This window comes from Erwinia papayae (genome assembly GCF_058241465.1).
Genome location: NZ_JBZCHT010000009.1, coordinates 318763 through 343897, shown reverse-complemented (window position 1 = coordinate 343897; position 25135 = coordinate 318763). Strand labels below are relative to the sequence as shown.

Sequence of the window (25135 nt, the reverse complement as noted above, 5' to 3'; positions counted from 1 at the left end):
GCCCTCAGACCTTGCTCTCTGATCCTGCCTGAGCTAAAGTCGCCCCCTTTTTTTACCGTCGCGGGAGGGGGAACGGATGTATATCGGTTTTGATTACGGTACGGCGAACTGCTCGGTTGCCACCATGAATGGCGGTGTGCCCAGGCTGTTAACGCTGGAAAACGGCTCCACGCTGCTGCCTTCCATGCTTTGTGCCCCAACCCGGGATGCGGTCAGTGAATGGCTGTTCCGCCATCATCAGGTGCCCACGCCGGATGCCGAAACGCAGGCGATCCTGCGTCGGGCGATCGCGCTCAACCGTGAAGAAGATATCGACGTTACCGCTGACAGCGTCCGCTTCGGCATGGCCTCGCTGGCCCATTACATCGCCGACCCGGAAGACGTGTGGTTTGTTAAATCCCCCAAATCCTTCCTCGGTGCCAGCGGGCTGAAGCCTCAGCAGGTGGCATTCTTTGAAGATTTGGTCTGTGCCATGATGTTGCATATCCGCCAGACGGCAGAGCAGCAGCTGGGCAGCGACATCAGCCAGGCGGTGATAGGCCGCCCGATCAACTTTCAGGGGCTGGGTGGCGACGAAGCTAACCATCAGGCCCAGGCGATTCTGGCGCGTGCCGCCAGTCGCGCCGGATTTAAACAGGTGGAGTTTCAGTTCGAACCGGTGGCGGCAGGGCTGGATTTTGAAGCCACATTAAGCAAAGAGACTCGCGTGCTGGTGGTGGATATCGGTGGTGGCACCACCGACTGCTCAATGTTGCTGATGGGGCCTGAGTGGCACAATAAATCCGATCGCAGCGCCAGTCTGCTGGGCCACAGTGGCTGCCGGGTCGGCGGCAACGATCTGGACATTATGCTGGCCTTCAAAGAACTGATGCCGCTGCTGGGCCTGGGTGGGGTGACGGAAAAGGGCATCGCCCTGCCCGCCCTGCCGTGGTGGAATGCGGTGGCGATCAACGATGTCCCGGCACAGAGCGATTTTTACGCTGCTTCCAGTCGCAAACTGTTGCAGGAACTGATTCGCGATGCACAGGAACCGGAGAAGGTAAAACGGCTGCTAAAAGTGTGGCAACAGCGCCTCGGATACCGGCTGGTGCGGGCGGCTGAAGAGAGCAAAATTGCCCTCTCCGCGCAGCCGGAGACGCCTGCCGATTTGGATTTTATCGCCCCGTCGCTGGCAACAGAGATTGACGTGGCATCGCTGGAGTCGGCTATCAGTCAGCCACTGGAGCGCATTCAGCAGCAGGTAAAGCTGGCGCTGGATGAGAGCGGCACCCGACCGGACGTCATCTACCTGACCGGTGGCAGCGCGCGTTCACCGATCCTCCGCCAGGCTCTGCAACAGCAGATGCCGGATACGCCCCTGGCCAGTGGCGACGACTTCAGCTCCGTCACCGCCGGGCTGGCCCGCTGGGCGCAGGTGATGTTCCGTTAACCGCCCGACGGCGGGCCTGCGGCCCTGGCATTTTCAGCACCGATAATGCTGAGGCCGGTGCCTTCGTGCTGAGAAGGGCCGCGGCCTGCGGGCCATGCCCGGACCTTCTCAGTAACGACTGGCTTCCGACAACTGTTGCACCGCCGCATCGTTCAGCTGCAACGTGGCGGCATGACTCAGTTCGTCCAGCTGGGCCAGCGAAGTGACACTGACAATCGGAGCGGTAATGCCCGGACGGGCAATCTGCCAGGCCAGCGCCACCTGGGTTGGCGTGGCCCGGCTCTCTTCTGCCACCTGGTCCAGCGCGTCCAGAATGCGCAGTCCGCGCTTGTTAAGGTACTTCTGCACCACGCCTTCACCGCGCTTACTCTTGCTGGCGTCTTCCGCCGTGCGATACTTGCCGCTGAGAAAGCCGCTGGCCAGCGAATAGTAGTTGACAACCCCCAGCTCGTTATCCCTTGCCACCTTCTCCAGCCCGCTTTCATACTCTTCACGGTCATACAGGTTGTATTCCGGTTGCAGGGTTTCATAACGGGCCAGGCCCAGTTCCTGACTGGTATTCAGCGCTTCACTCAGCCGACTGGCAGAATAGTTAGAGGCACCAATCGCCCGCACCTTACCTTCTTTGATCAGCTGATCGAAGGTGTGCAGGGTTTCCTGCAACGGCGTATCGCTGTCATCGCGATGCGCCTGATAAAGATCGATATAGTCGGTTTGCAGACGACGCAGCGAGTCCTCCACCGCCTGACGTATCCAGGCCGGTGAAAGCCCGGATTTACCCGGCCCCATATCCATGCCAACTTTGGTCGCCAGCACGATCTGGTCACGCTTGCCGCTTTTTTTCAGCCAGTTACCGATAATGGTTTCAGATTCCCCCCCTTCATTGCCCGGCGCCCAGCGGGAATAAACATCGGCGGTATCAATGAAATACAAGCCTTTCTCCACCAGCGCATCCAGCAGTGAGAAAGAGGTTTGCGGGTTAACCGTCCAGCCAAAGACATTCCCGCCAAAGGTCAGGACAGGGACTTCAATGCCGCTGCGACCCAGTAAACGATGTTGCTGACTCATTATCATTCTCCTCAACGAAACTGATTTTTAGCGTGACTATCAGCTTAGCAAAGCTCAAGTTGTTCGCTTCGTTGATTTACGGCAAAACAATTTCAGGTTGCGAATACTTACCCTGGCTGAATCGTTATCCTTATTTCCTTCAATTTTTCAGCCGTCAAACTGGCTAAACTCAGGGGCTGGCATTTTTACCCTGGACTTCACACCTTGCTACCGGAGAGCTGACACCCACTATGAACAGCACAGGCCGTTCCCGAAAATTTTTGCCGATCCTTATCGTCGCCGCGCTGGCCGCCGGTGGCGCGTACTGGTGGTTGAGTCACAGCACATCTCAGCCTGACAGCGCTCAGCCGGGCAATCACCGGCAGTCGGCAGGCGGCAAAGGGGGACGACACGGTGGTGCGCTGCCGCCGGTGCAGGCAGCGCAGGCGGCGACCCAAAGCGTGCCGCAGTTTCTCTCCGGGCTGGGCACGGTGATAGCTGCCAATACGGTCACCCTGCGCAGTCGCGTGGAGGGAGAACTGACCGCGATACATTTTGACGAAGGGCAGGAGGTGAAGGCCGGTCAGCTGCTGGCCGAAATTGATCCCCGCCCCTGGCAGGTTGCGCTGGCGCAGGCAGAGGGCCAGCTGGCAAAAGATCAGGCCACGCTGGCTAATGCCCGCCGGGATCTGGCCCGCTATGAACAGCTGGCAAAGAGCCATCTGGTCTCGCAACAGGAGCTGGATGCCCAGCGCGCCCTGGTCAGTGAAACGCTCGGAACGATTAAAGCTGACCAGGCCAGCGTCGCCAGCGCTCAGCTTAATCTGACCTGGAGCAGGATTACCTCGCCCATTTCCGGACGCGTCGGTCTGCGTCAGGTTGACATCGGCAACTACGTGACCAGCGGCGACACCAACGGCATCGTGGTGATCACCCAGACGCATCCCATCGACCTGGTATTCAGCCTGCCGGAAAACGATATCGGCAGCGTGCTGGCGGCGCAGAAAAGTGCTCAGCCCGTGGTGGTGGAAGCCTGGGATCGCAGCAACAAAACGCTGTTAACCCACGGCACCCTGCTGAGTATGGACAACCAGATTGATGCCACCACCGGGACCGTCAAACTGAAAGCGCGCTTTGCCAATCAGGACGATGCGCTTTTTCCCAACCAGTTTGTTAACGCCCGACTGAAGGTCAGCACCTTACAGGATGCGATCGTCATTCCGCCTGCCGCATTGCAGATGGGCAACGAAGGCCATTTTGTCTGGGTGGTCAACAGCGAGAACCTCGTCAGTAAGAAAGCGGTGACCATTGGGTCAGAGGACAGCCAGAAAGTGGTGATCGCCAGCGGGCTGGAGGCCGGGGAGCGGGTGGTGACCGATGGCATCGACCGCCTGACCGAAGGGGCGAAAGTAGAGGTGGTCGCCCCTCAGTCCGTACCGCTGACCAGTGGTAAAATCCGCCAGCCGGCAAAAGGAGCCAGCGACTGATGCAGGTTCTGCCCCCCCATCATGGCGGTCCTTCCCGCCAGTTTATTCTTCGCCCGGTTGCCACCACCCTGTTAATGGTCGCTATTCTGCTGGCCGGTATCCTTGCCTGGCGCGCCCTGCCCGTCTCCGCGCTGCCGGAGGTGGATTACCCGACCATTCAGGTGGTGACGCTCTATCCCGGTGCCAGCCCCGATGTGGTCACCTCGTCGATTACCGCCCCACTGGAACGCCAGTTTGGTCAGATGTCAGGCTTAAAACAGATGTCTTCGCAAAGTTCAGGCGGCGCATCGGTAGTCACCCTACAGTTTCAGCTGACGCTATCGCTGGATGTGGCTGAGCAGGAAGTGCAGGCGGCGATCAATGCCGCCACCAATTTGCTGCCTGCCGATCTGCCCAATCCCCCGGTCTACAGCAAGGTTAACCCTGCCGATCCGCCGATTATGACGCTGGCCGTCACCACCACCAGTATGCCGTTAACCCAGGTGCAGGATATGGTGGAAACGCGGGTGGCACAGAAGATTTCGCAGGTTTCCGGCGTCGGGCTGGTGACGTTATCCGGGGGCCAGCGGCCGGCGGTCAGGGTGAAGCTGAACGCACAGGCACTGGCCGCGCTGGGGCTGGACAGTGAACAGGTGCGCAGCGCCATCAGCAGTGCCAACGTCAACTCCGCGAAAGGCAGCCTCGACGGTCCCGAACGTTCCATCACCCTCTCCGCCAATGACCAGATGAAATCAGTCGAGGACTATCGCCAGCTGATAGTCTCTTACCAGAATGGTTCGCCGGTACGGCTGCGGGATGTCGCCAGCGTCGAACAGGGGGCAGAGAACCGCTGGCTGGGTGCCTGGGCGAACCGCCAGCCCGCCATTGTGCTTAACATCCAGCGCCAGCCCGGTGCCAATATTATTACCACCGCCGACAACATCCGGCAGATGTTACCGGGGCTGACCGCCACGTTACCCAAATCGGTGGATGTGCAGGTGCTGACCGATCGCACCAGCACTATCCGCGCGTCGGTCGCCGATGTGCAGTTTGAGCTGCTGCTGGCGATTGTACTGGTGGTAATGATTATCTGGCTGTTTCTGCGCAATATCCCGGCCACCCTCATTCCTGCTGTGGCCGTGCCACTGTCGCTGATTGGCACCTTCGCGGTGATCTGGTTTCTCGGTTTTTCCATCAATAACCTGACGCTGATGGCGCTGACCATTGCCACCGGTTTTGTGGTGGATGATGCCATCGTGGTTATCGAGAATATCTCGCGCTATATCGAGAAGGGGGAGAAACCGCTGGCCGCCGCGCTGAAAGGGGCGGGCGAAATTGGATTTACTATTATCTCGCTGACCTTCTCACTGATTGCCGTGCTGATCCCCCTGCTGTTTATGGGCGACATCGTGGGCCGCCTGTTTCGCGAATTTGCCGTCACCCTGGCGATTGCCATCCTTATTTCTGCGGTGGTATCGCTGACCCTGACGCCGATGATGTGCGCCAGAATGCTCAGCGCTGAGTCGCTGCAAAAACAGAATCGTTTTTTCCGCGCCAGCGAAGCGATGTTTGACCGGGTTATCGCCGGTTACGGCCGCCTGCTCAGCAGGGTGCTGAACCACCCCTGGCTGACGCTCAGCGTGGCGCTGGGTACGCTGGCGCTGACGGTGCTGCTGTGGATGACCATTCCGAAAGGCTTCTTCCCGCTACAGGATAACGGCATTATTCAGGGAACAATTCAGGCACCGCAATCGGTCTCGTATGCCAGTATGGCGCAGCGTCAGCAGCAGGTGGCAGAGCGGCTGATGCAGGACCCGGCGGTAGAGAGCCTGACCTCATTTATCGGCGTTGACGGCACCAATCCGGCGCTGAACAGTGGAAGGCTGTTAATTAATCTCAAACCCCTGAGCGAGCGCGACGATCGCATCCCGGTGGTGATCAGACGTTTACAGCAGCAGGTGGCGCAGTTGCCCGGGATCAATCTCTATCTGCAACCGGTGCAGGACCTGACCATTGATACCACCGTCAGCCGCACCCAGTATCAGTTTACGCTTCAGGCCGGATCGATTGATTCGCTCAGTTTGTGGGTGCCCAGGCTGATGGCGCAGCTGGCCGTGTTAACCGAGTTACAGGACGTCAGCAGCGACTGGCAGGACCAGGGGCTGGAAGCCTTTATCAGGGTGGATCGCGACAGCGCCACGCGGTTGGGGATCAGTATGGCCGACGTCGATAACGCCCTGTATAACGCCTTCGGTCAGCGACTGATTTCCACCATTTATACTCAGGCCAGTCAGTACCGCGTGGTGCTGGAGCACGATACCAGCACCACGCCTGGGCTGGCCGCGCTGGATGCGATTCGTCTGCAAAGCAGCAATGGCACCATCGTGCCCCTCAGCGCCATCGCCAGGGTGGAGCAGCGCCACGGCGCGCTGAGCATCAACCATCTCGACCAGTTTCCGTCCACCACCTTCTCGTTCAACGTCAGCGAGGGTTACTCACTGGAACAGGCGGTGAATGCCATCACCAAAGCCGAGCGGGAGCTGGCCATGCCTGCCGAGATCATGACCCAGTTCCAGGGCAGTACGCTGGCGTTTCAGGCGGCGCTCTCCAGCACCGTCTGGCTGATCATCGCCGCCGTGGTGGCGATGTATATCGTGCTGGGCGTGCTGTATGAGAGCTTTATTCATCCCATTACCATTCTCTCCACCCTGCCCACCGCCGGGGTCGGTGCCCTGCTGGCGCTGATGTTAAGCGGCAGTGAGCTGGATGTGATTGCCATTATTGGCATCATCCTGCTGATCGGTATTGTGAAGAAAAACGCCATCATGATGATCGACTTCGCGCTCGCCGCCGAACGGGAGCAGGGAATGGCCCCGTACGAGGCGATTTATCAGGCCTGCCTGCTGCGTTTTCGCCCGATCCTGATGACCACGCTGGCCGCGCTGCTGGGGGCGCTGCCGCTGATGCTCAGCACCGGCCAGGGCGCAGAACTGCGTCAGCCGCTGGGCATTGCCATGGTGGGCGGGCTTATCCTCAGCCAGGTGCTGACGCTGTTCACCACCCCGGTTATCTATCTGCTGTTTGATCGGCTGGCCCAGGCATCACGCCGCCGCATCGTCCGCAAGGAGGCGCAGTGAAATTTTATGCGCTGTTTATTCACCGGCCGGTAGCGACCATGCTGCTGACCATCGCTGTGACGCTGGCAGGCGTGTTGGGTTTCCGCCTGCTGCCGGTCGCTCCGCTGCCGCAGGTGGATTTTCCGGTGATCATGATCTCCGCCTCGCTGCCCGGCGCATCGCCAGAGACGATGGCCGCCACCGTCGCCACGCCGCTGGAGCGCTCACTGGGGCGTATTGCCGGGGTGACGGAGATGACCTCCACCAGTTCGCTGGGCAGTACGCGCATCATCCTGATGTTCGATTATGACCGTGACATCAACGGCGCGGCGCGCGATGTGCAGGGTGCGATTAACGCCGCCCAGAGTCTGCTGCCCACCGGCATGCCCGCCCGCCCCAGCTGGCGCAAGATGAATCCCTCCGACGCGCCAGTGATGATTATGACCCTGACCTCGGACAGCTATTCGCAGGGGGAGCTGTATGACTTTGCTTCCACCCAGCTGGCGCAAAAGCTGGCGCAGATTGATGGCGTGGGGGATGTCTCCATCGGCGGCAGTTCCCTGCCCGCCGTGCGGGTGGCGCTGAATCCACAGGCGCTGTTCAGTCAGGGTGTGTCGCTGGATGCGGTGCGTCAGGCTATCGCCAATGCTAACCAACGTCGTCCACAGGGAGCGGTTGAAGACAGCCAGCAGCGCTGGCAGATAAAAACCAACGACCAGCTGAAAACCGCAGCTGAGTATCAGCCGCTGGTGGTGCACTACCGTAACGGGGCTGCGGTGCGTCTTCAGGATGTGGCCAGCGTCACTGATTCGGTGCAGGATCTGCGCAACGCCGGGATGGCTGATGCCAAACCGGCCATTCTGATGCTTATCCGCAAACTGCCGGAAGCCAACATTATCGACACGGTGGACAGGATCCGTGCTGAAGTGCCTGAACTGGGAAAAATTATTCCGGCCAGCATTCATCTTGATGTCGCTCAGGACCGCTCGCCGACCATCCGGGCCTCACTCGCCGAGGTGGAGCAGTCGCTGGTGATTTCCGTGACGCTGGTTATCCTGGTGGTGTTTGTCTTCCTGCGTTCAGGCCGGGCGACGCTTATCCCGGCCATCGCCGTGCCGGTGTCGCTGATCGGCACCTTTGCCGCCATGTATCTGCTTGGCTTCAGCCTGAATAATCTCTCCCTGATGGCACTGACCGTGGCAACGGGCTTTGTCGTCGATGATGCCATTGTGGTGCTGGAAAATATCTCCCGCCATGTGGAAGCGGGCATCAGGCCCATTGACGCGGCGCTGAAGGGGGTGCGCGAAGTGGGCTTCACCGTATTGTCGATGAGCCTGTCATTGATTGCGGTGTTCCTGCCGCTGCTGCTGCTTGACGGGCTGGTGGGTCGCTTCTTTAAGGAATTCGCTCTGACCCTGTCAGTGGCGATTGCCATTTCGCTGGTGATTTCGGTGACGCTGACGCCGATGATGTGCGCCCGTTTACTCAAGGCGCAACCGCCCCGCAGCCCCCGTTCCGCCAGCCTGCTGAGCCATATTCAGCATGGCTATGGTCGCTCGCTAAACTGGGTGCTGGACCATGCGCGCTGGACGCTGCTGGTGTTTCTCGCCACCATCGGCCTGACCGTGTATCTCTACGCCACGGTACCCAAAACCTTTATGCCAGAGTAGGATACCGGCAGACTGATGGGCTCAATTCAGGCCGATCAGAGCATTTCGTTTCAGGCAATGCGTGGCAAACTACAGGACTTTATGAAAATCATTCGTGACGATCCGGCGGTGGAGAGCGTGGTGGGCTTTACCGGCGGCTCCCGCACCAACAGCGGCATGATGTTTATCTCGCTGAAACCGTTAAAACAGCGCAGCGAAAGTGCCCAGCAGGTGATTGCCCGGCTGCGGGTTAAGCTGGCCGGCGAGTCTGGTGCCAGCTTGTGGCTACAGGCGGTGCAGGATTTTCGCATGGGTGGCCGCGAGTCCAACGCCGGTTATCAGTACACCCTGCTGTCGGACAGTCTGGAAGATTTACGCATCTGGGAGCCGAAAATTCGTCAGGCTTTTGCCGCGCTGCCCGAGCTGGCCGATGTTAACTCCGATCAGCAGGATAAAGGAGCAGAAATGGCGCTGACCTACGACCGTGACAGCATGGCACGGCTGGGGATTAATGTATCAGAGGTTAACAGTCTGCTGAATAATGCCTTTGGTCAGCGACAAATCTCCACCATTTATCAGCCCCTGAACCAGTACCGGGTGGTGATGGAAGTCGATCCGCGCTACACCTAGGACATCAGTTCGCTGGATTTAATGTACGTGATTAACAGCGACGGTCAGTCGATTCCACTGTCATATTTCGCCCGCTGGCAACCGGCTAACGCCCCCTTGTCCGTCAACCATCAGGGGCTGTCGGCAGCCACCACGATCTCCTTTAACCTGCCGGAGGGCGGGACGCTGTCGCAGGCAGCCGATGCTATCGATCGCAGCATGACCGCACTGGGCGTGCCAGCCAGCATTCGCGGCAGTTTTGCCGGTACGGCGCAGGCCTTTCAGAAAAGCCAGAGCGGTCAGCTGTGGCTGATTGTGGCCGCCATCGCCACCATGTATATCGTGCTGGGCATGTTATATGAAAGTTACGTGCATCCACTGACCATCCTCTCCACCCTGCCCTCCGCAGGCGTTGGCGCACTGCTGGCGCTGGAGCTGTTCAGCGCGCCGTTCAGCCTGATCGCGCTGATTGGCATCCTGCTACTGATCGGCATTGTCAAAAAGAATGCCATTATGATGGTCGATTTCGCGCTGGACGCGCAGCGCAACGTCAGTCTGAGCGCCCGCGAGGCCATTTTCCAGGCCAGCATACTGCGTTTTCGTCCGATTATGATGACCACCCTGGCGGCACTGTTTGGTGCTCTGCCGCTGGTGCTGACATCCGGCGATGGCGCGGAACTGCGTCAGCCGTTGGGGATTACCATCGCCGGTGGCCTGGTGATGAGCCAGTTGCTGACGCTCTACACCACGCCGGTGGTCTGGTTGTATATGGATAAGCTGCGGCGCAAATCCCACCGTAACCGAGTCGACGCCAACCATGCCTGACAACACAGCCCGGCCAGAGCCGGAAAATGCCCTTCCTTCCCGCACGCGCTGGCAGCTGTGGATAGTGGCCTTTGGCTTCTTTATGCAGTCGCTGGATACCACCATTGTCAACACCGCCCTGCCTTCAATGGCGCTGAGCCTGCATCAGAACCCGCTGCATATGCACACGGTGGTGGTGGCCTATGTGCTCACCGTCGCGGTGATGCTGCCGGTCAGCGGCTGGCTGGCCGACCGCTTTGGGGTGCGGAATATTTTTTTCAGCGCCATTATTCTGTTCAGCGTCGGCTCGCTGTTCTGTGCGCTGGCAACCACGCTGGATCAGCTGATTATCGCCCGCGTGGTGCAGGGCATCGGCGGGGCGATGATGGTGCCGGTCGGTCGCCTGACGGTGATGAAGCTGGTGCCGCGTGAACAATATATGGCGGCGATGACCTTCGTCACGCTGCCCGGTCAGATTGGTCCGCTGCTGGGGCCGGCGCTCGGCGGCGTGCTGGTGCAATATGTCAGCTGGCACTGGATTTTCCTGATTAATCTGCCGGTCGGGCTGGCAGGGGCCATCGCCACCCTGCTGCTGCTGCCGAATCTGCGGCTGTCGCCACGGCGCTTTGATTTCCCCGGTTTTATTCTGCTGGCAACCGGCATGGCGACGCTGACGCTGGCGCTGGATGGTCAGAAAGGGCTGGGGATCTCTCCTCTGTTGCTGTGCCTGTTTATTTTGACCGGCCTGTTTTCGCTGCTGTTTTATCTGCTGCATGCGCGGGGCAATCAGCACGCGCTGTTCAGTCTGGCACTGTTTCGTCATCCGCTGTATGCCCTCGGCCTGCTTGGCAGCTTCACCGGCCGCATCGGCAGTGGCATGTTGCCGTTTATGGCACCGCTGTTTTTGCAAATTGGCATGGGGTTCAGCCCGTTTCATGCCGGGCTGATGATGATCCCAATGGTGCTCGGCAATATGGGGATGAAACGTATCGTGGTGCAGACCGTAAACCGCTTTGGTTACCGCAACGTGCTGGTGTACGCCACGGTCGCCCTCAGTCTGGTGGTGCTGTTCCTGCTGGGCATGGTCAACGCCATTCGCTTTTCAGCGATGAACACCCTGACGCTGAAATCGCTGCCGGACGAGCTGGCCAGCAGTGGCAACAGCCTGCTGTCGATGATTATGCAGTTATCGATGAGTATCGGCGTCACCGTCGCCGGGCTGCTGTTGGGGACTTTTGGTCACCAGACGCTGGCTGACAGTCCCGACGTGCATCAGGCCTTTATTTACAGCTGGCTCTGTATGGCGGTGGTGATTATTCTGCCTGCGCTGGTCTTCAGGCGCGTGCCGTCTGATGTCACTAAAAATGTGGTGCTGAGCCGCCGGAGGAGTTCCTGATGTTTGCGAAGTTGCGTATCGGCATTACCGCCAAGTTATTTATGGCGATTTTTTCCACCTGCATGCTGGTGCTGATTACCATGCACTGGGGGGTTCGCCTCAGCTTTGAGCACGGCTTTATCGATTACATTAAAAAAGGCAATGAGCAGCGGCTGATTATGCTCAGCGATGCGCTGGCCGACCAGTACGAGCAGCACGGCAGCTGGGACTTTTTGCGCAATAATAACCGGCTGGTATTTCAGATCCTGCACTCGCTGGAGCAGAATCCGGAATCCAGTAACCAACTGCCGCCCCATGGCTGGCGCACCCAGTTCTGGGTGATTGACCAGCAGTATCATGTGATGATTGGCCCCCGCTCACCGGTGCCGCCGGAGGGTAACCGGCGCAATATCACCACCAGCAACGGGCATGTTGTCGGCTGGGTGATTGGCTCGCCGCCTGAACGCCTGACCCGCAGCGCCGACATCAACTTCGATCAGCAACAAAAACGCACCAGCTGGATTATCGTCGGCCTGACGATGTTGCTGGCGGCGCTGGTTACCTGGCTGATGTCCCGCGGGCTGCTGGCACCGGTAAAACGTCTGGTGGACGGCACCCATCGGCTGGCGGCCGGTGATTTTACCAGCCGGGTGCAGGCCAACAGCCGTGATGAGCTGGGCCGCCTCGCCCAGGATTTTAACCGTCTGGCCGGCACGCTGGAAAAAAACGAAAGTATGCGCCGTGCCTTTATGGCCGATATTTCTCACGAGCTGAGAACCCCGCTGGCGATCCTGCGGGGTGAACTGGAAGCCATTCAGGATGGGGTACGTCAGCTGACGCCGGAATCTATCGTCTCTTTGCAGGGTGAAGTCAGCACGCTGACCAAACTGGTGGATGATGTACATCAGCTGTCACTCTCCGATGAGGGCGCGCTGGCCTACCGTAAAAGCGACATTAATCTGGTGCCGCTGCTGGAGCTGGTTGCTGCCAACTTCAGCCATCTCTATCAACGGCAGGGATTGACCCTGCGCCTTGCGTTACCTGAACAGGCGGTGCTGTTTGGCGACCCGAATCGTCTGATACAGCTGTTCACCAACCTGATGGAAAACAGCCTGCGTTACACCGATGCCGGCGGCGGGCTGACGGTAACGGTGGAAAAGCTGGAGAGCCAGTGGCTGTTACAGTTCGAAGATAGCGCGCCCGGCATCACTGACGCGCAGCGCGGGCAGATTTTTGAGCGCTTTTATCGCGCCGAAAGCTCGCGTAACCGGGCCAGCGGCGGCTCCGGGCTGGGGCTGGCTATCTGTCAGAATATCGTCGAAGCACACGACGGGCGCATCACTGCCGATCATGCCTCTGCCGGAGGGCTGAGAATTACAGTACACTTACCCTGCAAAAACCATTAAGAGAGGGCATTTCACCCTCACGCTGTGCATGGAGTGTTATGAATTCGCAAATCCAGGCCCCACTGATCCTGATCGTTGAAGATGAACCTAAACTCGGCCAGCTGCTGGTTGATTATCTGCAAGCGTCCAGTTACCGCACCCACCACCTGCTGCGTGGCGACGAGGTGCTGGCGTGGGTAAAACAGACGCCACCGGATCTGATCCTGCTGGACCAGATGCTGCCGGGAATGGATGGTCTGTCGCTGTGTCGTGAAATCCGCCGTTTTTCCGAACTGCCGATTATTATGGTCACCGCCAAAACCGAAGAAATCGATCGCCTGCTGGGACTGGAAACCGGGGCAGACGATTATGTCTGCAAACCTTTCAGCCCACGCGAAGTGGTGGCGCGGGTGAAAACCATTCTCAAACGCTGTCGTTACACGCCGGAAGAGGCCCAGAAAGCTTCCCTGCTGGTGGTGGATGAGGGGCGCTTTCAGGCCAGCTGGAATAACACCACGCTGGACCTCACGCCCGCTGAGTTTCGCCTGCTGAAAACCCTGGCGCAGGAGCCGGGCATCGTTTTCACGCGCGAGATGCTGCTCAATCATTTATACGATGATTACCGGGTGGTGACTGATCGCACCATTGACAGCCATATCAAGAACCTGCGGCGTAAGCTGGAGGCACTGGATGCTGACCAACCCTTTATTCGCGCCGTATACGGCATGGGCTATCGTTGGGAGGCAGATGTCTGCCGTTTGATCTGACGCCATTTACATTACTGACGCCTGCTTCTACAATCCCCGTACATTTTGCAGGGTTGCCGCGATAATCGCCTGCTGAAAGCACACCGTCAGCAAAAGCAGTGGCGGCAGCAGGCCACCGCCCGCCGTACCGCAATCTCATCTGACGTCAAAAACTGGAAATCTCCCATGTTCAAACCGGAACTGCTCTCCCCGGCCGGTACACTGAAAAATATGCGCTACGCCTTTGCCTATGGCGCTGATGCTGTGTATGCCGGTCAGCCACGTTACAGCCTGCGCGTGCGTAACAATGAATTTAATCATCAGAATCTGGCAACCGGTATCAATGAAGCCCATCAGCTGGGGAAAAAGTTCTACGTGGTGGTCAATATCGCGCCGCATAACGCCAAGCTGAAAACCTTCATCCGCGATCTGCAACCGGTGGTGGAAATGGGGCCGGACGCGCTGATCATGTCCGATCCGGGGCTGATCATGATGGTGCGTGAAGCCTTCCCGCAGATGGATATTCATCTGTCGGTACAGGCGAACGCGGTGAACTGGGCGACGGTAAAATTCTGGCAGCAGATGGGGCTGACCAGGGTGATCCTGTCGCGTGAGCTGTCGCTGGAAGAGATTGAGGAGATCCGCGCGCAGGTGCCTGATATGGAACTGGAAATTTTCGTCCACGGCGCACTCTGCATGGCCTATTCCGGTCGCTGCCTGCTCTCCGGCTATATCAACAAACGCGACCCCAATCAGGGCACCTGTACCAATGCCTGCCGCTGGGAATACAAAGTACAGGAAGGTAAACAGGACGAACTGGGACAGATTGTGCATCAGTATCAGCCGATTCCGGTGACTAACATCGAGCCAACGCTGGGAAAAGGTCAGCCCACCGACAAAGTGTTTATGATTGAAGAATCGATGCGTCCGGGGGAATACATGACCGCCTTCGAGGATGAACACGGCACCTACATAATGAACTCAAAAGATCTGCGGGCGGTGGCCCACGTCGGACGGCTGACGCAGATGGGGGTGCACTCGCTGAAAATCGAAGGCCGCACCAAATCACACTACTACTGCGCCCGCACCGCCCAGGTATATCGCCGGGCTATTGACGATGCGGCCAGCGGTAAGCCCTTTGACAGCAGCCTGCTGAACACCCTTGAAGGTCTGGCGCATCGCGGCTATACCGAAGGCTTTCTGCGTCGCCACACCCACGACAGCTATCAGAATTATCAGCAAAGTTTTTCCGCCTCCGACCGGCAGCAGTTTGTCGGGGAGTTTACCGGTGAACGTCGCGGCAGGATGGCGCAGGTTGAAGTAAAGAACAGATTCAGCATCGGTGACAGCCTGGAACTGATGACCCCGGCAGGCAACATTACCTTCCGGCTGGATGAAATGGAAAATGCAAAATCGCAACCGACTGAGGTTGCCCCCGGCAATGGTCATTTTGTCTGGATCCCGCTGCCACAGGAGATCGAGCTGGCCTTTGCCCTACTGATGCGTAATTTCGCCACTGTTCCGGCGGATGCGCCTTCACAGGCAGTTACGGCAGAGTAAAAACCCAAACCCTGGCCGGACGGCAATCACATTTTCAGTGGTCATTATCAGAAACCGATCACACTGTTTCAGGCGTTTTCTGGCTATGATAGTGCCGCTGAAAATAACTCACATAAAACAGCGTTTTTTTCCAACCTCCTCTCTGGCCCGCCCGGAATATTACTTGGCGGGCCACCCTTTTCTTTTCCTCAGCCCGGTTTCTGATTAAATATGCTATAACTGAAGCAGTTTTAAGCCCGTTCTGACAGGAAAAACAGATGGACAAACATTCGCTTACGCTGGTGATCCTTAATGGTAAAGGAGCAGGTAATGAAGCCCTGCGCACCGCTATTCAGACCCTGCGTCAGGAAGGGGTGCCGGTTGAGGTGCGGGTCACCTGGGAACATGGGGATGGGGAGCGCTATGTCAATGAAGCGCTGCGGCTGAATGCCACCACCGTCGTTGCCGCTGGCGGCGACGGCACCATCAATGAGATTGCCACCGCGCTGGTCGGCCTGCCTGCGGACAGCCGACCGGTACTGGGTATTATCCCGCTGGGCACCGCCAATGATTTCGCCACCAGCGCCGGGATACCACAAGAAATGGAGAATGCATTACGGCTGGCGATTGTGGGTAAAGCCACCCCGGTGGATCTCGCCAGGGTTAACCAGCAGCGCTATTTTATCAATATGGCAACCGGCGGTTTTGGTGCCCGTATCACCACCGAAACGCCGGAGAAATTAAAATCTGCATTGGGGGGCGTCTCCTACTTTATCCACGGTCTGATGCGGGTGGATACGCTGAAAGCCGACAGTTGCGAACTGCGCGGTCCGGATTTCAGCTGGCAGGGTGACGCACTGGTTATCGCTATTGGTAACGGCAGGCAGGCGGGCGGCGGTCAGCGCCTCTGTCCGGCCGCACTGATCAATGACGGGTTGCTGGAACTGAGTATTGTCACTTCGAAAGAGGTGTTACCCACGCTGCTCAACTCTATTTTTGGCGGCGATGATGACAATCCCAATATTATTCGCGCTTCACTGCCGTGGCTGGAAATCACCGCGCCCCATGAGATGACCTTTAATCTTGACGGTGAACCCCTCACCGGTTGTTCATTCCGCATTGAGGTGATACCCGACGCCCTCTCCTGCCGTCTGCCGCCCTCCTGTGAATTGCTGGTGTAAACTGCCCTCCCACTGCTGACCGGTTTGCCGTTTCGGCTCCGGTTCAGATCCTGCAACAGAACGAAATGTGATCCTGGTCTAACCCCGGCGACGACCATCTTGTATGGTAGTACGTCAATGTGTATTTTTTGCCGATTAACTGAGGTTTAACCAGCAGGCAAAATACAAGGAAAAAACCATGAAAACGGTGGTAATTGAAAAACCAGGGGAACTGAGATTGCAGCAACGTTCGCAGCCGGAACCGGCTGTCGGCGAGGTCAGAATCAGGGTGCAATATGCCAGTATCTGCGGTTCAGACGTGCACATCTGGCACGGGCACAATCCTTTCGCCCGTTATCCGCGCGTCATCGGACATGAATTTTTCGGCGTTATTGACAGCGTGGGCGATGGTGTTGACGCTGCGCGCATCGGTGAGCGCGTCGCGGTCGATCCGGTGGTCAGCTGCGGTCACTGCTATCCCTGCTCGGTAGGACGTCCCAACGTTTGCAGCCAGTTGCAGGTGATTGGTGTGCATCGGGATGGCGGCTTCAGTGAATACGCCGTGGTGCCTGCCGCCAATGCGTATGCCCTGCCGGACAGCATTCCCGACAGACTGGCAAGCCTGGTAGAGCCCTTTACCATCGCCGCCAACATCTGCGCCTTTCTCAAGCCACAACCCGCCGACGTGGCGTTAATCTACGGTGCCGGACCGATGGGGCTGACTGCCATTCAGGTACTGAAGGGAGTGTATAAGTTGCGCAAAGTGATGGTTGCGGATCGCCTGCCTGAACGGCTGGCGATGGCGAAGGAGAACGGAGCCGACGTGGTGCTGGATAACAGTGATATTCCGCTGCATGCACAACTGGAAGGGGAACAGCCGACGCTGATTATCGATGCCGCCTGCCATCCGGCCATTCTCGCAGAAGCGGTGGCGCTGGCTTCTCCGGCAGCAAGAATCGGCCTGCTGGGCTTCTCCGCAGATCCCTGCACGCTGACTCAGCAAAGCCTGACCAGCAAGGAGCTGTCGCTGTTTACCTCACGCCTTAACAGCCACCGTTTTCCGCAGGTTATCGACTGGATGGAGAGGAAACTCATCCAGCCGGAAAAACTGGTCACGCATTATCTGCCGCTCGGTGACATTGTGTCCGCCATGACGCTGTTTGAGAAAGATCCACGTCACTGCTGCAAAGTTATCCTGGCGGTCACCGACTGACGGCAGCCCCCCATCGGTAAGAAATATAAGCAAGGAACCGTTATGTTTAAAAATCTACGCTGGACTATCGTCCTGCTGCTGTTCCTGGTCTACATGATTAACTATCTGGATCGTGTCGCGCTCTCTCTGACTCTGCCGTTGATTGAGCAGGACTTAACGCTGAACGCTGCGGAATTTGGCATGATTTTCAGTAGCTTCTTCTTTGGCTACGCTATCTTTAACTTCGTTGGCGGACTGGCGACCGATAAATTTGGCCCCACGCTTGTGCTCGGCGTGGCCGTCGGCTTGTGGTCACTGTTTTGCGGGTTTACCGCGCTGGCGACCGGCTTCTGGTCAATGCTCATTCTTCGTGTGCTGTTTGGCATGGCGGAAGGCCCGATTTGCGCCTCGGCTAATAAGGCGATTAACGGCTGGTTTCCCAAAAGGCAGGCCGCCACGGCCATGGGCTTTCTCAGTGCCGGTTCGCCGCTCGGCGGTGCCGTTGCCGGTCCGGTGATTGGCTACCTCGCTCTGGCGTTTGGCTGGCGTCTGGCCTTTGTCATTATCTGTTCAATCGGCCTGGTGTGGATGCTGGCCTGGTTTCTTATCTCGGCAGATAATCCGCTGAAAAGTCGTCGCGTCAGCGAAGCAGAACGCAGCCTGATTGCCCGGATGAAAGCAGAGCAGGCCGCCACGGAAGAAGCGGAAGAAACCCAGGCCGCTTTCGGGCTGAAGCACTATCTGCGCCAGCCGGTGATCCTGGTCACGGCTTTCGCCTTCTTCTGCTACAACTACATTCTGTTTTTCTTCCTCAGCTGGTTTCCGGCTTATCTGGTCCAGGCGCACAATCTCGACATTAAATCGATGAGCATCACCACCATGGTCCCGTGGATAGTTGGCTTTGTCGGGCTGGCGCTGGGCGGCTGGATCTCAGACAAAATCTTTAGTATTACCGGCAGGCTGTTGCTGTCCAGGAAGATCGTGCTGGTGGTCTCATTGCTGGCTGCGGCGCTGTGTGTGGCCCTGGCCGGGTCGGTGAAAGAGGTGTGGACCGCAGTGATGCTGATGTCGGTATCCATCTTTTTCCTCTACATCACCGGGGCAATCTACTGGGCTATCGTGCAGGACGTGGTGCATAAAAGTCGCGTGGGCGGCATCAGCGGCTTTATTCATCTGATCGGCAGCCTTTCCGGTATTGTCGGGCCCTGGGTCACCGGCGTCATCGTGCAACAGACCGGAAAATTTGACAGCGCCTTCGTGCTGGCTGGATGTGTGGCCGCGCTGGGCGCTATGCTGGTACTGTTGGTGATTAAAAGCCCAAAGCAAAACGCCAGCCATCCGATCTCTGACGGCGCACTGAAGCCTGCGCGCCACCCTAATAAGGATTGACTATGCTATCCCTTGATCTGTTACCCGAAGGTACGCTGCTGCCACATTATGATCGTCAGGCGCTACGCCCACGCATTGTGCATCTCGGTTTCGGTGCCTTTCATCGTTCTCATCAGGCCGTGTGTGCCGATATTCTTGCCTCAGAGCATAGCAGCGACTGGGGTTACTGTGAGTGTGAAATCAACAAAACCAATCAGGGCCATCTGGTCAAGGCCTTGCGCCAGCAGGACTGGTTGTACAGCGTCAGCGAAATGGCCGATGACGGCGTCACCACGCGGGTGGTTGGCGTGGTCAGACAGGCGTTTTACCGAAGCGAAGAAGGCATTGAAAAAATTATTGCGGCAATGAGCCAGCCAGATATCGCCATTGTGTCGATTACCGTGACGGAAAAAGGCTATTGTTATCAGCCTTCAAGCGGTCAGTTGATGCGGGATCACCCGGCGGTGGTGCACGATCTGGCCCATCCTGACGATCCCGAATCGGTGCCCGGCGTGATCCTGGCGGCAATCCGACGTCGCCGCAGCCTCGGCCTGAAACCCTTCAGCGTGATGTCCTGCGACAATATGCCGGAGAACGGCCACGTCACGCGCAACGTGGTAGTACAGCTGGCAGAGCAGCAGGATGCTGAGCTGGCCAGCTACATCCGCCAACATATCAGCTTCCCTTCCACCATGGTTGACCGCATTGTTCCGGCGATGACCGAACAGGATTTTACCGGCCTGGCTGAACGGCTTGGCTGTGCGGATCCGGTGGGCGTACAGTGTGAACCCTTTTTCCAGTGGGTGATTGAGGATAACTTCGTCAATGGTCGTCCGGCATGGGAAAAGGCCGGGGCAGAACTGGTGGCGGACGTACTGCCATTTGAAGAGATGAAGCTGCGGATGCTGAATGGCAGCCACTCCTTTCTGGCCTATCTTGGCGGGCTGGCGGGCTATCAACATATCAGCGACTGTATGCAGGACGCGCATTTTGAGCAGGCAGCCCGCAGGCTGATGCTGGACGAGCAGGCACCGACCCTGCGCACCAAAGATGTTGACCTCAGCGCCTACGCGGATTCGCTGATTGCCCGCTATAAAAACCGTGCCATCCGCCACCGCACGCATCAGATTGCCACCGACGGCAGCCAGAAGTTACCCCAGCGCTGGCTTGACAGTATTCGCTGGCATCTGAAGAACGGCAGTGATTTTCAATGGCTGGCACTGGGCGTGGCGGGCTGGATGCGCATTGTCAGCGGCACGGATGAGCAGGGGCAGCCCATTGTCATTAACGACCCGTTGAAGCCTGAACTGGAGCGGCTGGTCAGTAACAGCGAGGATGGCGAAGCGCGCATTGCGGCGTTGCTGTCGCTTAACGCCGTGTTCGGTGACGATTTGCCCGACAGCAGCCGTTTCCGTACCGCGGTCAGCCGCTGTTATCAGCTGCTGCGGGAAAAGGGGGCGAAGGAAACCGTCAGACAGCTAAACAGCCAGGGCCACAGCGTCGTCTGAAAGACTGGTGTCGGGCCGACGCTCTGATTAGACTTAGCGTCGTCCCGCGCCAGGCTGCTGACGCATAACATGATAACGAATTTTGCCGCATGACGATTTCATACACCATCACCGCCAGTGAACCGGTTAATCAGCAGATTTATCGTTTCCTGCGCCAGGATATTGTGACCTGTGCGATCCCGCCGGGTTCGCTGTTATCGGAGAAGGACGTCTCCGCCCGCTTCAATGTTTCCCGCCAGCCGGTACGCGAAGCCTTTATCAAGCTGGCAGAAGCTGACCTCGTGCAGGTTCTGCCCCAGCGCGGCACCTTTGTACGGAAAATTTCTGCTCGCCGCGTGGCGGATGGCCGCTTTATCCGTGAAGCGGTGGAAGTCGCCGTGGTGCGTCGCTCGGCGGTGGAAGCCTCCGGGAGCGCGCTGGCGCTGATTGAACATAATCTGAAACTGCAAACGCTGGCGGCAGAAGGTCGCGACAGCCAGGCGTTTCTGTTACTGGACGATGAGTTTCACCGACTGATTGCACAAAGTATTCAGTGTGAACTCGCCTGGCAGACGGTGGAAAATATCAAGGCGTCGATGGACAGGGTGCGTTTCCTGACGCTCAGCGAAGTCTCCCCGCCGGAGCAGTTGATTGAGCAACATCAGCAGATTTATCAGGCGCTGCTGGCTCGTGATGCCGATGCCGCCGAGAAGGCATTACGTCATCATCTTCAGGAAATTATTTTCTCTATTTCCCCCATCGCCGAACAGAACAGCGAGTGGTTTGAGCAGGCTGATTGAGACGGGCAACAGGGACCAGGCCAGCGTCAGATCGCCGGCAGGTCACCGCCGCAATATTCAGTGCAGAAAAGCAGCGTGCGGCAGACCCGGTATCTCCGGCTCGCCTGCCGCGCCCGAAAAAAAGGCTTATCAGGCGATGGTCACTTCTTTCGCCAGGTAGACGTCCTGTACGCCATTGATCAACGCGATGCCCTCCTGCATCGACTTTTTAAAAGCTTTACGTCCGAGGATCAGCCCCATCCCACCGGCACGTTTGTTAATGACCGCAGTGCGTACCGATTCGGCCAGATCGGTGTCCCCTGCCGCTGCACCACCGGAGTTGATCAGTCCCGCCCGTCCCATATAGCAGTTCGCCAGCTGATAACGCACCAAATCGATGGGATTATCGCTGGTCAGCTTGCTGTAGACTTGTGAGTCGGTATAACCAAATTTCAGCGCCGTATAGCCACCGTTGTTTTCCGCCATTTTCTGTTTAACGATATCCGCACCGATGGTCGCCGCCAGATGATTGGCCTGTCCGGTCAGGTCGGCGCTGGCGTGATAATCCACCCCATCCAGCTTAAAGCTGTTATTGCGCAGATAGGCCCACAGCACGGTCACCATCCCCAGCTCATGGGCCCGCTCAAAGGCGACGGAAATCTCTTCCAGCTGGCGACGCGACTGCTCCGATCCAAAATAGATGGTCGCCCCTACCGCCACCGCGCCAAGATTAAATGCCTGCTCCACGCTGGCATACAGCGTCTGATCATACTGCGTCGGATAGCTGAGGGTTTCGTTGTGATTGAGCTTGACCATAAACGGAATCCGGTGCGCATAGCGCCGCGAAACCGACGCCAGCACGCCATACGTGGAGGCCACGCAGTTACAACCGGCCTCAATCGCCAGCTCGACGATATTTTTTGGATCAAAGTAGAGCGGATTAGCGGCAAAGGATGCACCAGCAGAGTGTTCAACGCCCTGATCGACCGGCAGGATCGAAAGATAGCCGGTACCTGCCAGCCGCCCGGTGTTATACAGCATCTGCATATTGCGCAGCACCGCAGGAGGTCGGTTGTTGTCGACCATCACCCGGTCAACATAATCTTCGCCCGGCAGGTAAAGGCTCTCTGCCGGGATAGTCATACAGCGATGTTGCAGCAGCGTATCCGCTTCTTTACCCAGCAACTGTACAATGTCGGTCATGGTTAACTCCTGTCTGAAGATTGCAGGGCCAAAGGCCCGTCCGGATTAACTTCACCCCCAGACAGCGTGGACCCAAAACCGCGCTTAAGGCAAATTGCCGGGGTCATTTTTCAGAAACATTCCGCACATGCGCCCTGCTGTCTTACCACCAGCGATAAAAGTGGTGTACCGGGCCCTGTCCCCGCCCCACCTCCAGTGAATCCGCCTGTTCGAGTGCGCCCTGTAACCACTGCTTAGCCTGTTGTACCGTCACATACCAGCTGTCACAGCGTGGCCGTAACGCCGCCAGCGCCGCCGAGAGCGTGCAGCCCGTGCCGTGGGTATTTTTCGTCGGCACTCTGGGCGAGGTAAAGCGATGTTCTTCTTTTGCGGTGAACAGCCAGTCAGGACTTTCGTCATCACACAGATGGCCGCCCTTCATCAGCACGGCCTGGCAACCCAGCGCCAGCAGCGCCCTTCCCTGTTGGCGCATTTCTGTTTCATCACGGGCGATATCACAGTCCAGCAGCGCGGCGGCTTCCGGCAGATTGGGCGTGACCAGAGAAACCAGGGGTAACAGCCGCTGTCGCAGCGTCGCCACCGCCGTAGGAGAGAGTAAAGGATCGCCACTTTTCGCCAGCATCACCGTATCCAGCACCACCCAGGGAACAGCCGCTGCCTGTAAACAATCGGCCACCACCCCGACAATGGCGCTTTCACTGAGCATACCGATTTTCATGCTGTCGATACGCACGTCGCTGAGCACCGATGACAACTGGACGGCGACAAAATCCGGCGACACCGGATACTGTGCCTGTACGCCGCAGGTGTTCTGCGCCACCAGCGCGGTGACCACACTGGTGCCGTAGGCTGCCAGCGCGGAGAAGGTTTTCAGATCGGCCTGAATTCCTGCGCCACCGCTGGGATCGGTACCGGCAATGGTCAGTGCATTGATACGTTTCATGCCATCGCCTCCGCGTCCAGTTTATACAGGGCGTCGAGAAACAGCGGCGTAAAGCTTCCCGGTCCGCTGGCGGCGGAGGCTGCTTTTTCCCCGGCCAGGCTCATTACCCGACAGGCGCTGGCGATATGATTCAGTTTCTCTCCGGGCAACGCGGCGAACCCGGCGACTACCGCCGAGAGGGCGCAGCCGGTGCCGACCACCCGGGTCATTAACGGAGAACCTCCCGGTATCTGCCGGCATTGCTCGCCGTCAGTGACATAATCCACCGCCCCGGTGACCGCAACTATCGCGCCACTCTGCTGCGACAGGCTGAATGCGCCCTCCAGCGCCGCCTCTGGCGGATGGCACGTATCCACCCCGCGACCGCTGCCCCCCAGACCCGCCAGCGCGATGATTTCTGATGCATTGCCGCGAATGACGGTCGGGTGATAGTTCAGCAGGTGTCGGCAGAAATCACTGCGAAAGGTCAGTCCCCCCACCGCTACCGGGTCGAGCACCCAGGTTTTACCCGCCTGGCATGCAGTTTTAACCGCCAGCAGCATCGCCTCGCTGCGGGCCACAGTCAGGGTGCCGACATTAATCAGCAGCGCATCAGCCAGCGCGCTGAACTCAGTGACTTCCTGCGGTTCGGTTATCATCGCCGGAGACGCTCCCAGCGCCAGCAGCACATTGGCGGTCAGCGTCTGCACAACGTCATTGGTCAGGCAATGCACCAGTGGCGAGGCCTGACGAAACAGGTTGAGTGAAGAGAGGGCCTGGCTGGCCGTAAAAAGCAGGGGTTGTGTCATTGCTGTGCTCCCAACCGGCGATCGGGAAGGCGATGCGCTGAGCATCTGACTTCCCTACGCTGGCATTATCCAGATCAGGTATTACGGGTATTTCTCAGCCTTCACGTGGAAGGGCACCCCGAGTCATTGCGTAAAATTCATTACTTTCGCCAGCATACGGGATGTGTCACTTGCAAAGCAAGCAGGCCTGGCCGCTCCAGGTTTGTCGATTACCGTCAGGGGATGACTGGTGTCGCCTGAGGTGTAGATTGCGCAAAATGGATGGCAAATTATTGTTTCCTGAAAATCTGGCTGTCGTTACCAGTTACAATAGCCTGTAATTCATCAGAATAATTACCAGTTCATATACGTTTATTTTTAGCTGATTCTTTTTTAAAGTTGAAATCAGCTGTTTATTTCCTGAGGAAGACTGACTGGTATCAAAAAAAAACAGTGACAGCACCTGTGCTTTGATAAAGAAAGAATAAATGTTATTATCTTAACGCTTAATTTAGCAAGGAGAGCGACAATGAGCACAGATGAAAAAGAGTCACGGAGACTGACGCCAGGAGAAATAAGCATTGCAAATCCATTTTCAAAAATGCAATAAATTATTCCGTAGTTAAAATTTAAGCCATTCCCATTTACACTGCAAAATCAAGATACCGCTGTAACACCTGATGGCAATATATATTTCATGCCCAAACATTATCAGAGGGATTTCTCGCGTGCATTGCCGGTTTATCAACATTGGTTTATTCACGAAATGACTCACGTCTGGCAATATCAATCAGGACTCAACGTAAAGATACGCGGCTTAGTTAGCTGGACTGTGTCTTACCGTTACTCGCTGCCAAATCATAAATTGATTTCCGACTACGGTATGGAAGTTCAGGCAAGCATGATTGCTGATTATTTCTGGTTGTTGAAGTTTGGCCGCTCAGGATTTGATGAAATATCAAATTTTACCGGCATCAGAGGTCCAAATCTTTTAAAAAGCTATCAGTGGGTGATGCGTGGTTTTCTCAGCGTTCCCTCTGCCAAAAGGAATTTTCCATGAAAAATCTGGCA

General features: G+C 57.5%; 17 protein-coding genes, 1 pseudogene and 1 riboswitch. Of the genes and pseudogenes, 14 read left to right on the top strand and 4 right to left on the bottom strand.

What is annotated here, in order from left to right:
* Nucleotides 1-76: 76 nt before the first annotated feature.
* The gene (gene yegD, locus AC3RPL_RS06400; RefSeq protein WP_490739353.1) at nucleotides 77-1429 is read left to right on the top strand and encodes a molecular chaperone; all 1353 of its coding nucleotides are present in this window, start codon (nucleotides 77-79) and stop codon (nucleotides 1427-1429) included.
* A 108-nt stretch (nucleotides 1430-1537) separates the two neighbouring features.
* Here the strand turns inward: yegD and AC3RPL_RS06395 are convergent, their stop codons facing one another.
* Nucleotides 1538-2497, bottom strand: coding sequence for an aldo/keto reductase (locus tag AC3RPL_RS06395; RefSeq protein ID WP_490739352.1), 960 nt, complete (start codon nucleotides 2495-2497; stop codon nucleotides 1538-1540).
* A 230-nt stretch (nucleotides 2498-2727) separates the two neighbouring features.
* Between AC3RPL_RS06395 and AC3RPL_RS06390 the strand changes: the two genes are divergently transcribed.
* The 12 genes and pseudogenes from AC3RPL_RS06390 (at nucleotide 2728) to AC3RPL_RS06335 (ending at nucleotide 21172) form a co-directional block, all read left to right on the top strand.
* Entirely contained in the window at nucleotides 2728-3963 is a 1236-nt protein-coding gene (locus AC3RPL_RS06390; protein ID WP_490739351.1) for an MdtA/MuxA family multidrug efflux RND transporter periplasmic adaptor subunit, read from the top strand.
* The gene (locus AC3RPL_RS06385) at nucleotides 3963-7079 is read left to right on the top strand and encodes an MdtB/MuxB family multidrug efflux RND transporter permease subunit (protein WP_490739350.1); all 3117 of its coding nucleotides are present in this window, start codon (nucleotides 3963-3965) and stop codon (nucleotides 7077-7079) included. The genes AC3RPL_RS06390 and AC3RPL_RS06385 overlap by 1 nt, the downstream gene beginning before the upstream one ends.
* Nucleotides 7076-10141: pseudogene (gene mdtC / locus AC3RPL_RS06380) on the top strand (multidrug efflux RND transporter permease subunit MdtC). Before AC3RPL_RS06385 ends, mdtC begins: the two are co-directional and overlap by 4 nt.
* Nucleotides 10134-11516 (top strand): multidrug transporter subunit MdtD, encoded by a 1383-nt coding sequence (gene mdtD, locus AC3RPL_RS06375; protein ID WP_490739349.1) that lies wholly within the window; start codon nucleotides 10134-10136, stop codon nucleotides 11514-11516. Before mdtC ends, mdtD begins: the two are co-directional and overlap by 8 nt.
* Entirely contained in the window at nucleotides 11516-12901 is a 1386-nt protein-coding gene (gene baeS / locus AC3RPL_RS06370) for an envelope stress sensor histidine kinase BaeS (RefSeq protein WP_490739348.1), read from the top strand. The genes mdtD and baeS overlap by 1 nt, the downstream gene beginning before the upstream one ends.
* A 38-nt stretch (nucleotides 12902-12939) precedes the next feature.
* Nucleotides 12940-13647: an envelope stress response regulator BaeR gene (gene baeR / locus AC3RPL_RS06365; protein WP_490739347.1), complete on the top strand. Its 708-nt coding sequence runs from the start codon at nucleotides 12940-12942 to the stop codon at nucleotides 13645-13647.
* A 165-nt stretch (nucleotides 13648-13812) separates the two neighbouring features.
* Nucleotides 13813-15186 (top strand): prephenate-dependent tRNA uridine(34) hydroxylase TrhP, encoded by a 1374-nt coding sequence (trhP, locus tag AC3RPL_RS06360; RefSeq protein ID WP_490739346.1) that lies wholly within the window; start codon nucleotides 13813-13815, stop codon nucleotides 15184-15186.
* A 257-nt stretch (nucleotides 15187-15443) separates the two neighbouring features.
* Nucleotides 15444-16346: a lipid kinase YegS gene (gene yegS, locus AC3RPL_RS06355; protein WP_367167739.1), complete on the top strand. Its 903-nt coding sequence runs from the start codon at nucleotides 15444-15446 to the stop codon at nucleotides 16344-16346.
* Nucleotides 16347-16524: 178 nt separating this feature from the next.
* Entirely contained in the window at nucleotides 16525-17538 is a 1014-nt protein-coding gene (locus AC3RPL_RS06350) for a Zn-dependent oxidoreductase (protein WP_490739345.1), read from the top strand.
* 42 nt (nucleotides 17539-17580) lie between these two features.
* Nucleotides 17581-18906 (top strand): MFS transporter, encoded by a 1326-nt coding sequence (locus tag AC3RPL_RS06345; RefSeq protein WP_490739344.1) that lies wholly within the window; start codon nucleotides 17581-17583, stop codon nucleotides 18904-18906.
* Nucleotides 18907-18908: 2 nt separating this feature from the next.
* On the top strand, nucleotides 18909-20393 hold the full coding sequence (locus tag AC3RPL_RS06340; protein ID WP_490739343.1) for a mannitol dehydrogenase family protein: 1485 nt from the start codon (nucleotides 18909-18911) through the stop codon (nucleotides 20391-20393).
* 89 nt (nucleotides 20394-20482) lie between these two features.
* A complete protein-coding gene (locus AC3RPL_RS06335; protein WP_490739342.1) occupies nucleotides 20483-21172 on the top strand; it encodes a GntR family transcriptional regulator in 690 nt (229 codons plus the stop codon).
* A gap of 129 nt (nucleotides 21173-21301) precedes the next feature.
* Here the strand turns inward: AC3RPL_RS06335 and fbaB are convergent, their stop codons facing one another.
* From fbaB to thiM, 3 genes are all read right to left on the bottom strand, one after another.
* Entirely contained in the window at nucleotides 21302-22354 is a 1053-nt protein-coding gene (gene fbaB / locus AC3RPL_RS06330; protein ID WP_490739341.1) for a class I fructose-bisphosphate aldolase, read from the bottom strand.
* A gap of 142 nt (nucleotides 22355-22496) precedes the next feature.
* Complete coding sequence (gene thiD, locus AC3RPL_RS06325; RefSeq protein ID WP_490739340.1) at nucleotides 22497-23297, bottom strand: bifunctional hydroxymethylpyrimidine kinase/phosphomethylpyrimidine kinase; 801 nt, start codon at nucleotides 23295-23297, stop codon at nucleotides 22497-22499.
* Nucleotides 23294-24085, bottom strand: coding sequence for a hydroxyethylthiazole kinase (gene thiM, locus AC3RPL_RS06320; RefSeq protein ID WP_490739339.1), 792 nt, complete (start codon nucleotides 24083-24085; stop codon nucleotides 23294-23296). The genes thiD and thiM overlap by 4 nt, the downstream gene beginning before the upstream one ends.
* 34 nt (nucleotides 24086-24119) lie before the next feature.
* Nucleotides 24120-24216, bottom strand: a riboswitch (TPP riboswitch).
* Between the two features lie 545 nt (nucleotides 24217-24761).
* Here thiM and AC3RPL_RS06315 point away from each other — a divergent pair.
* Nucleotides 24762-25124 carry a hypothetical protein gene (locus tag AC3RPL_RS06315; RefSeq protein WP_490739338.1) on the top strand — a complete coding sequence of 121 codons (363 nt, stop codon included), beginning with the start codon at nucleotides 24762-24764 and terminating at the stop codon, nucleotides 25122-25124.
* The last annotated feature ends 11 nt before the right edge of the window (nucleotides 25125-25135 follow it).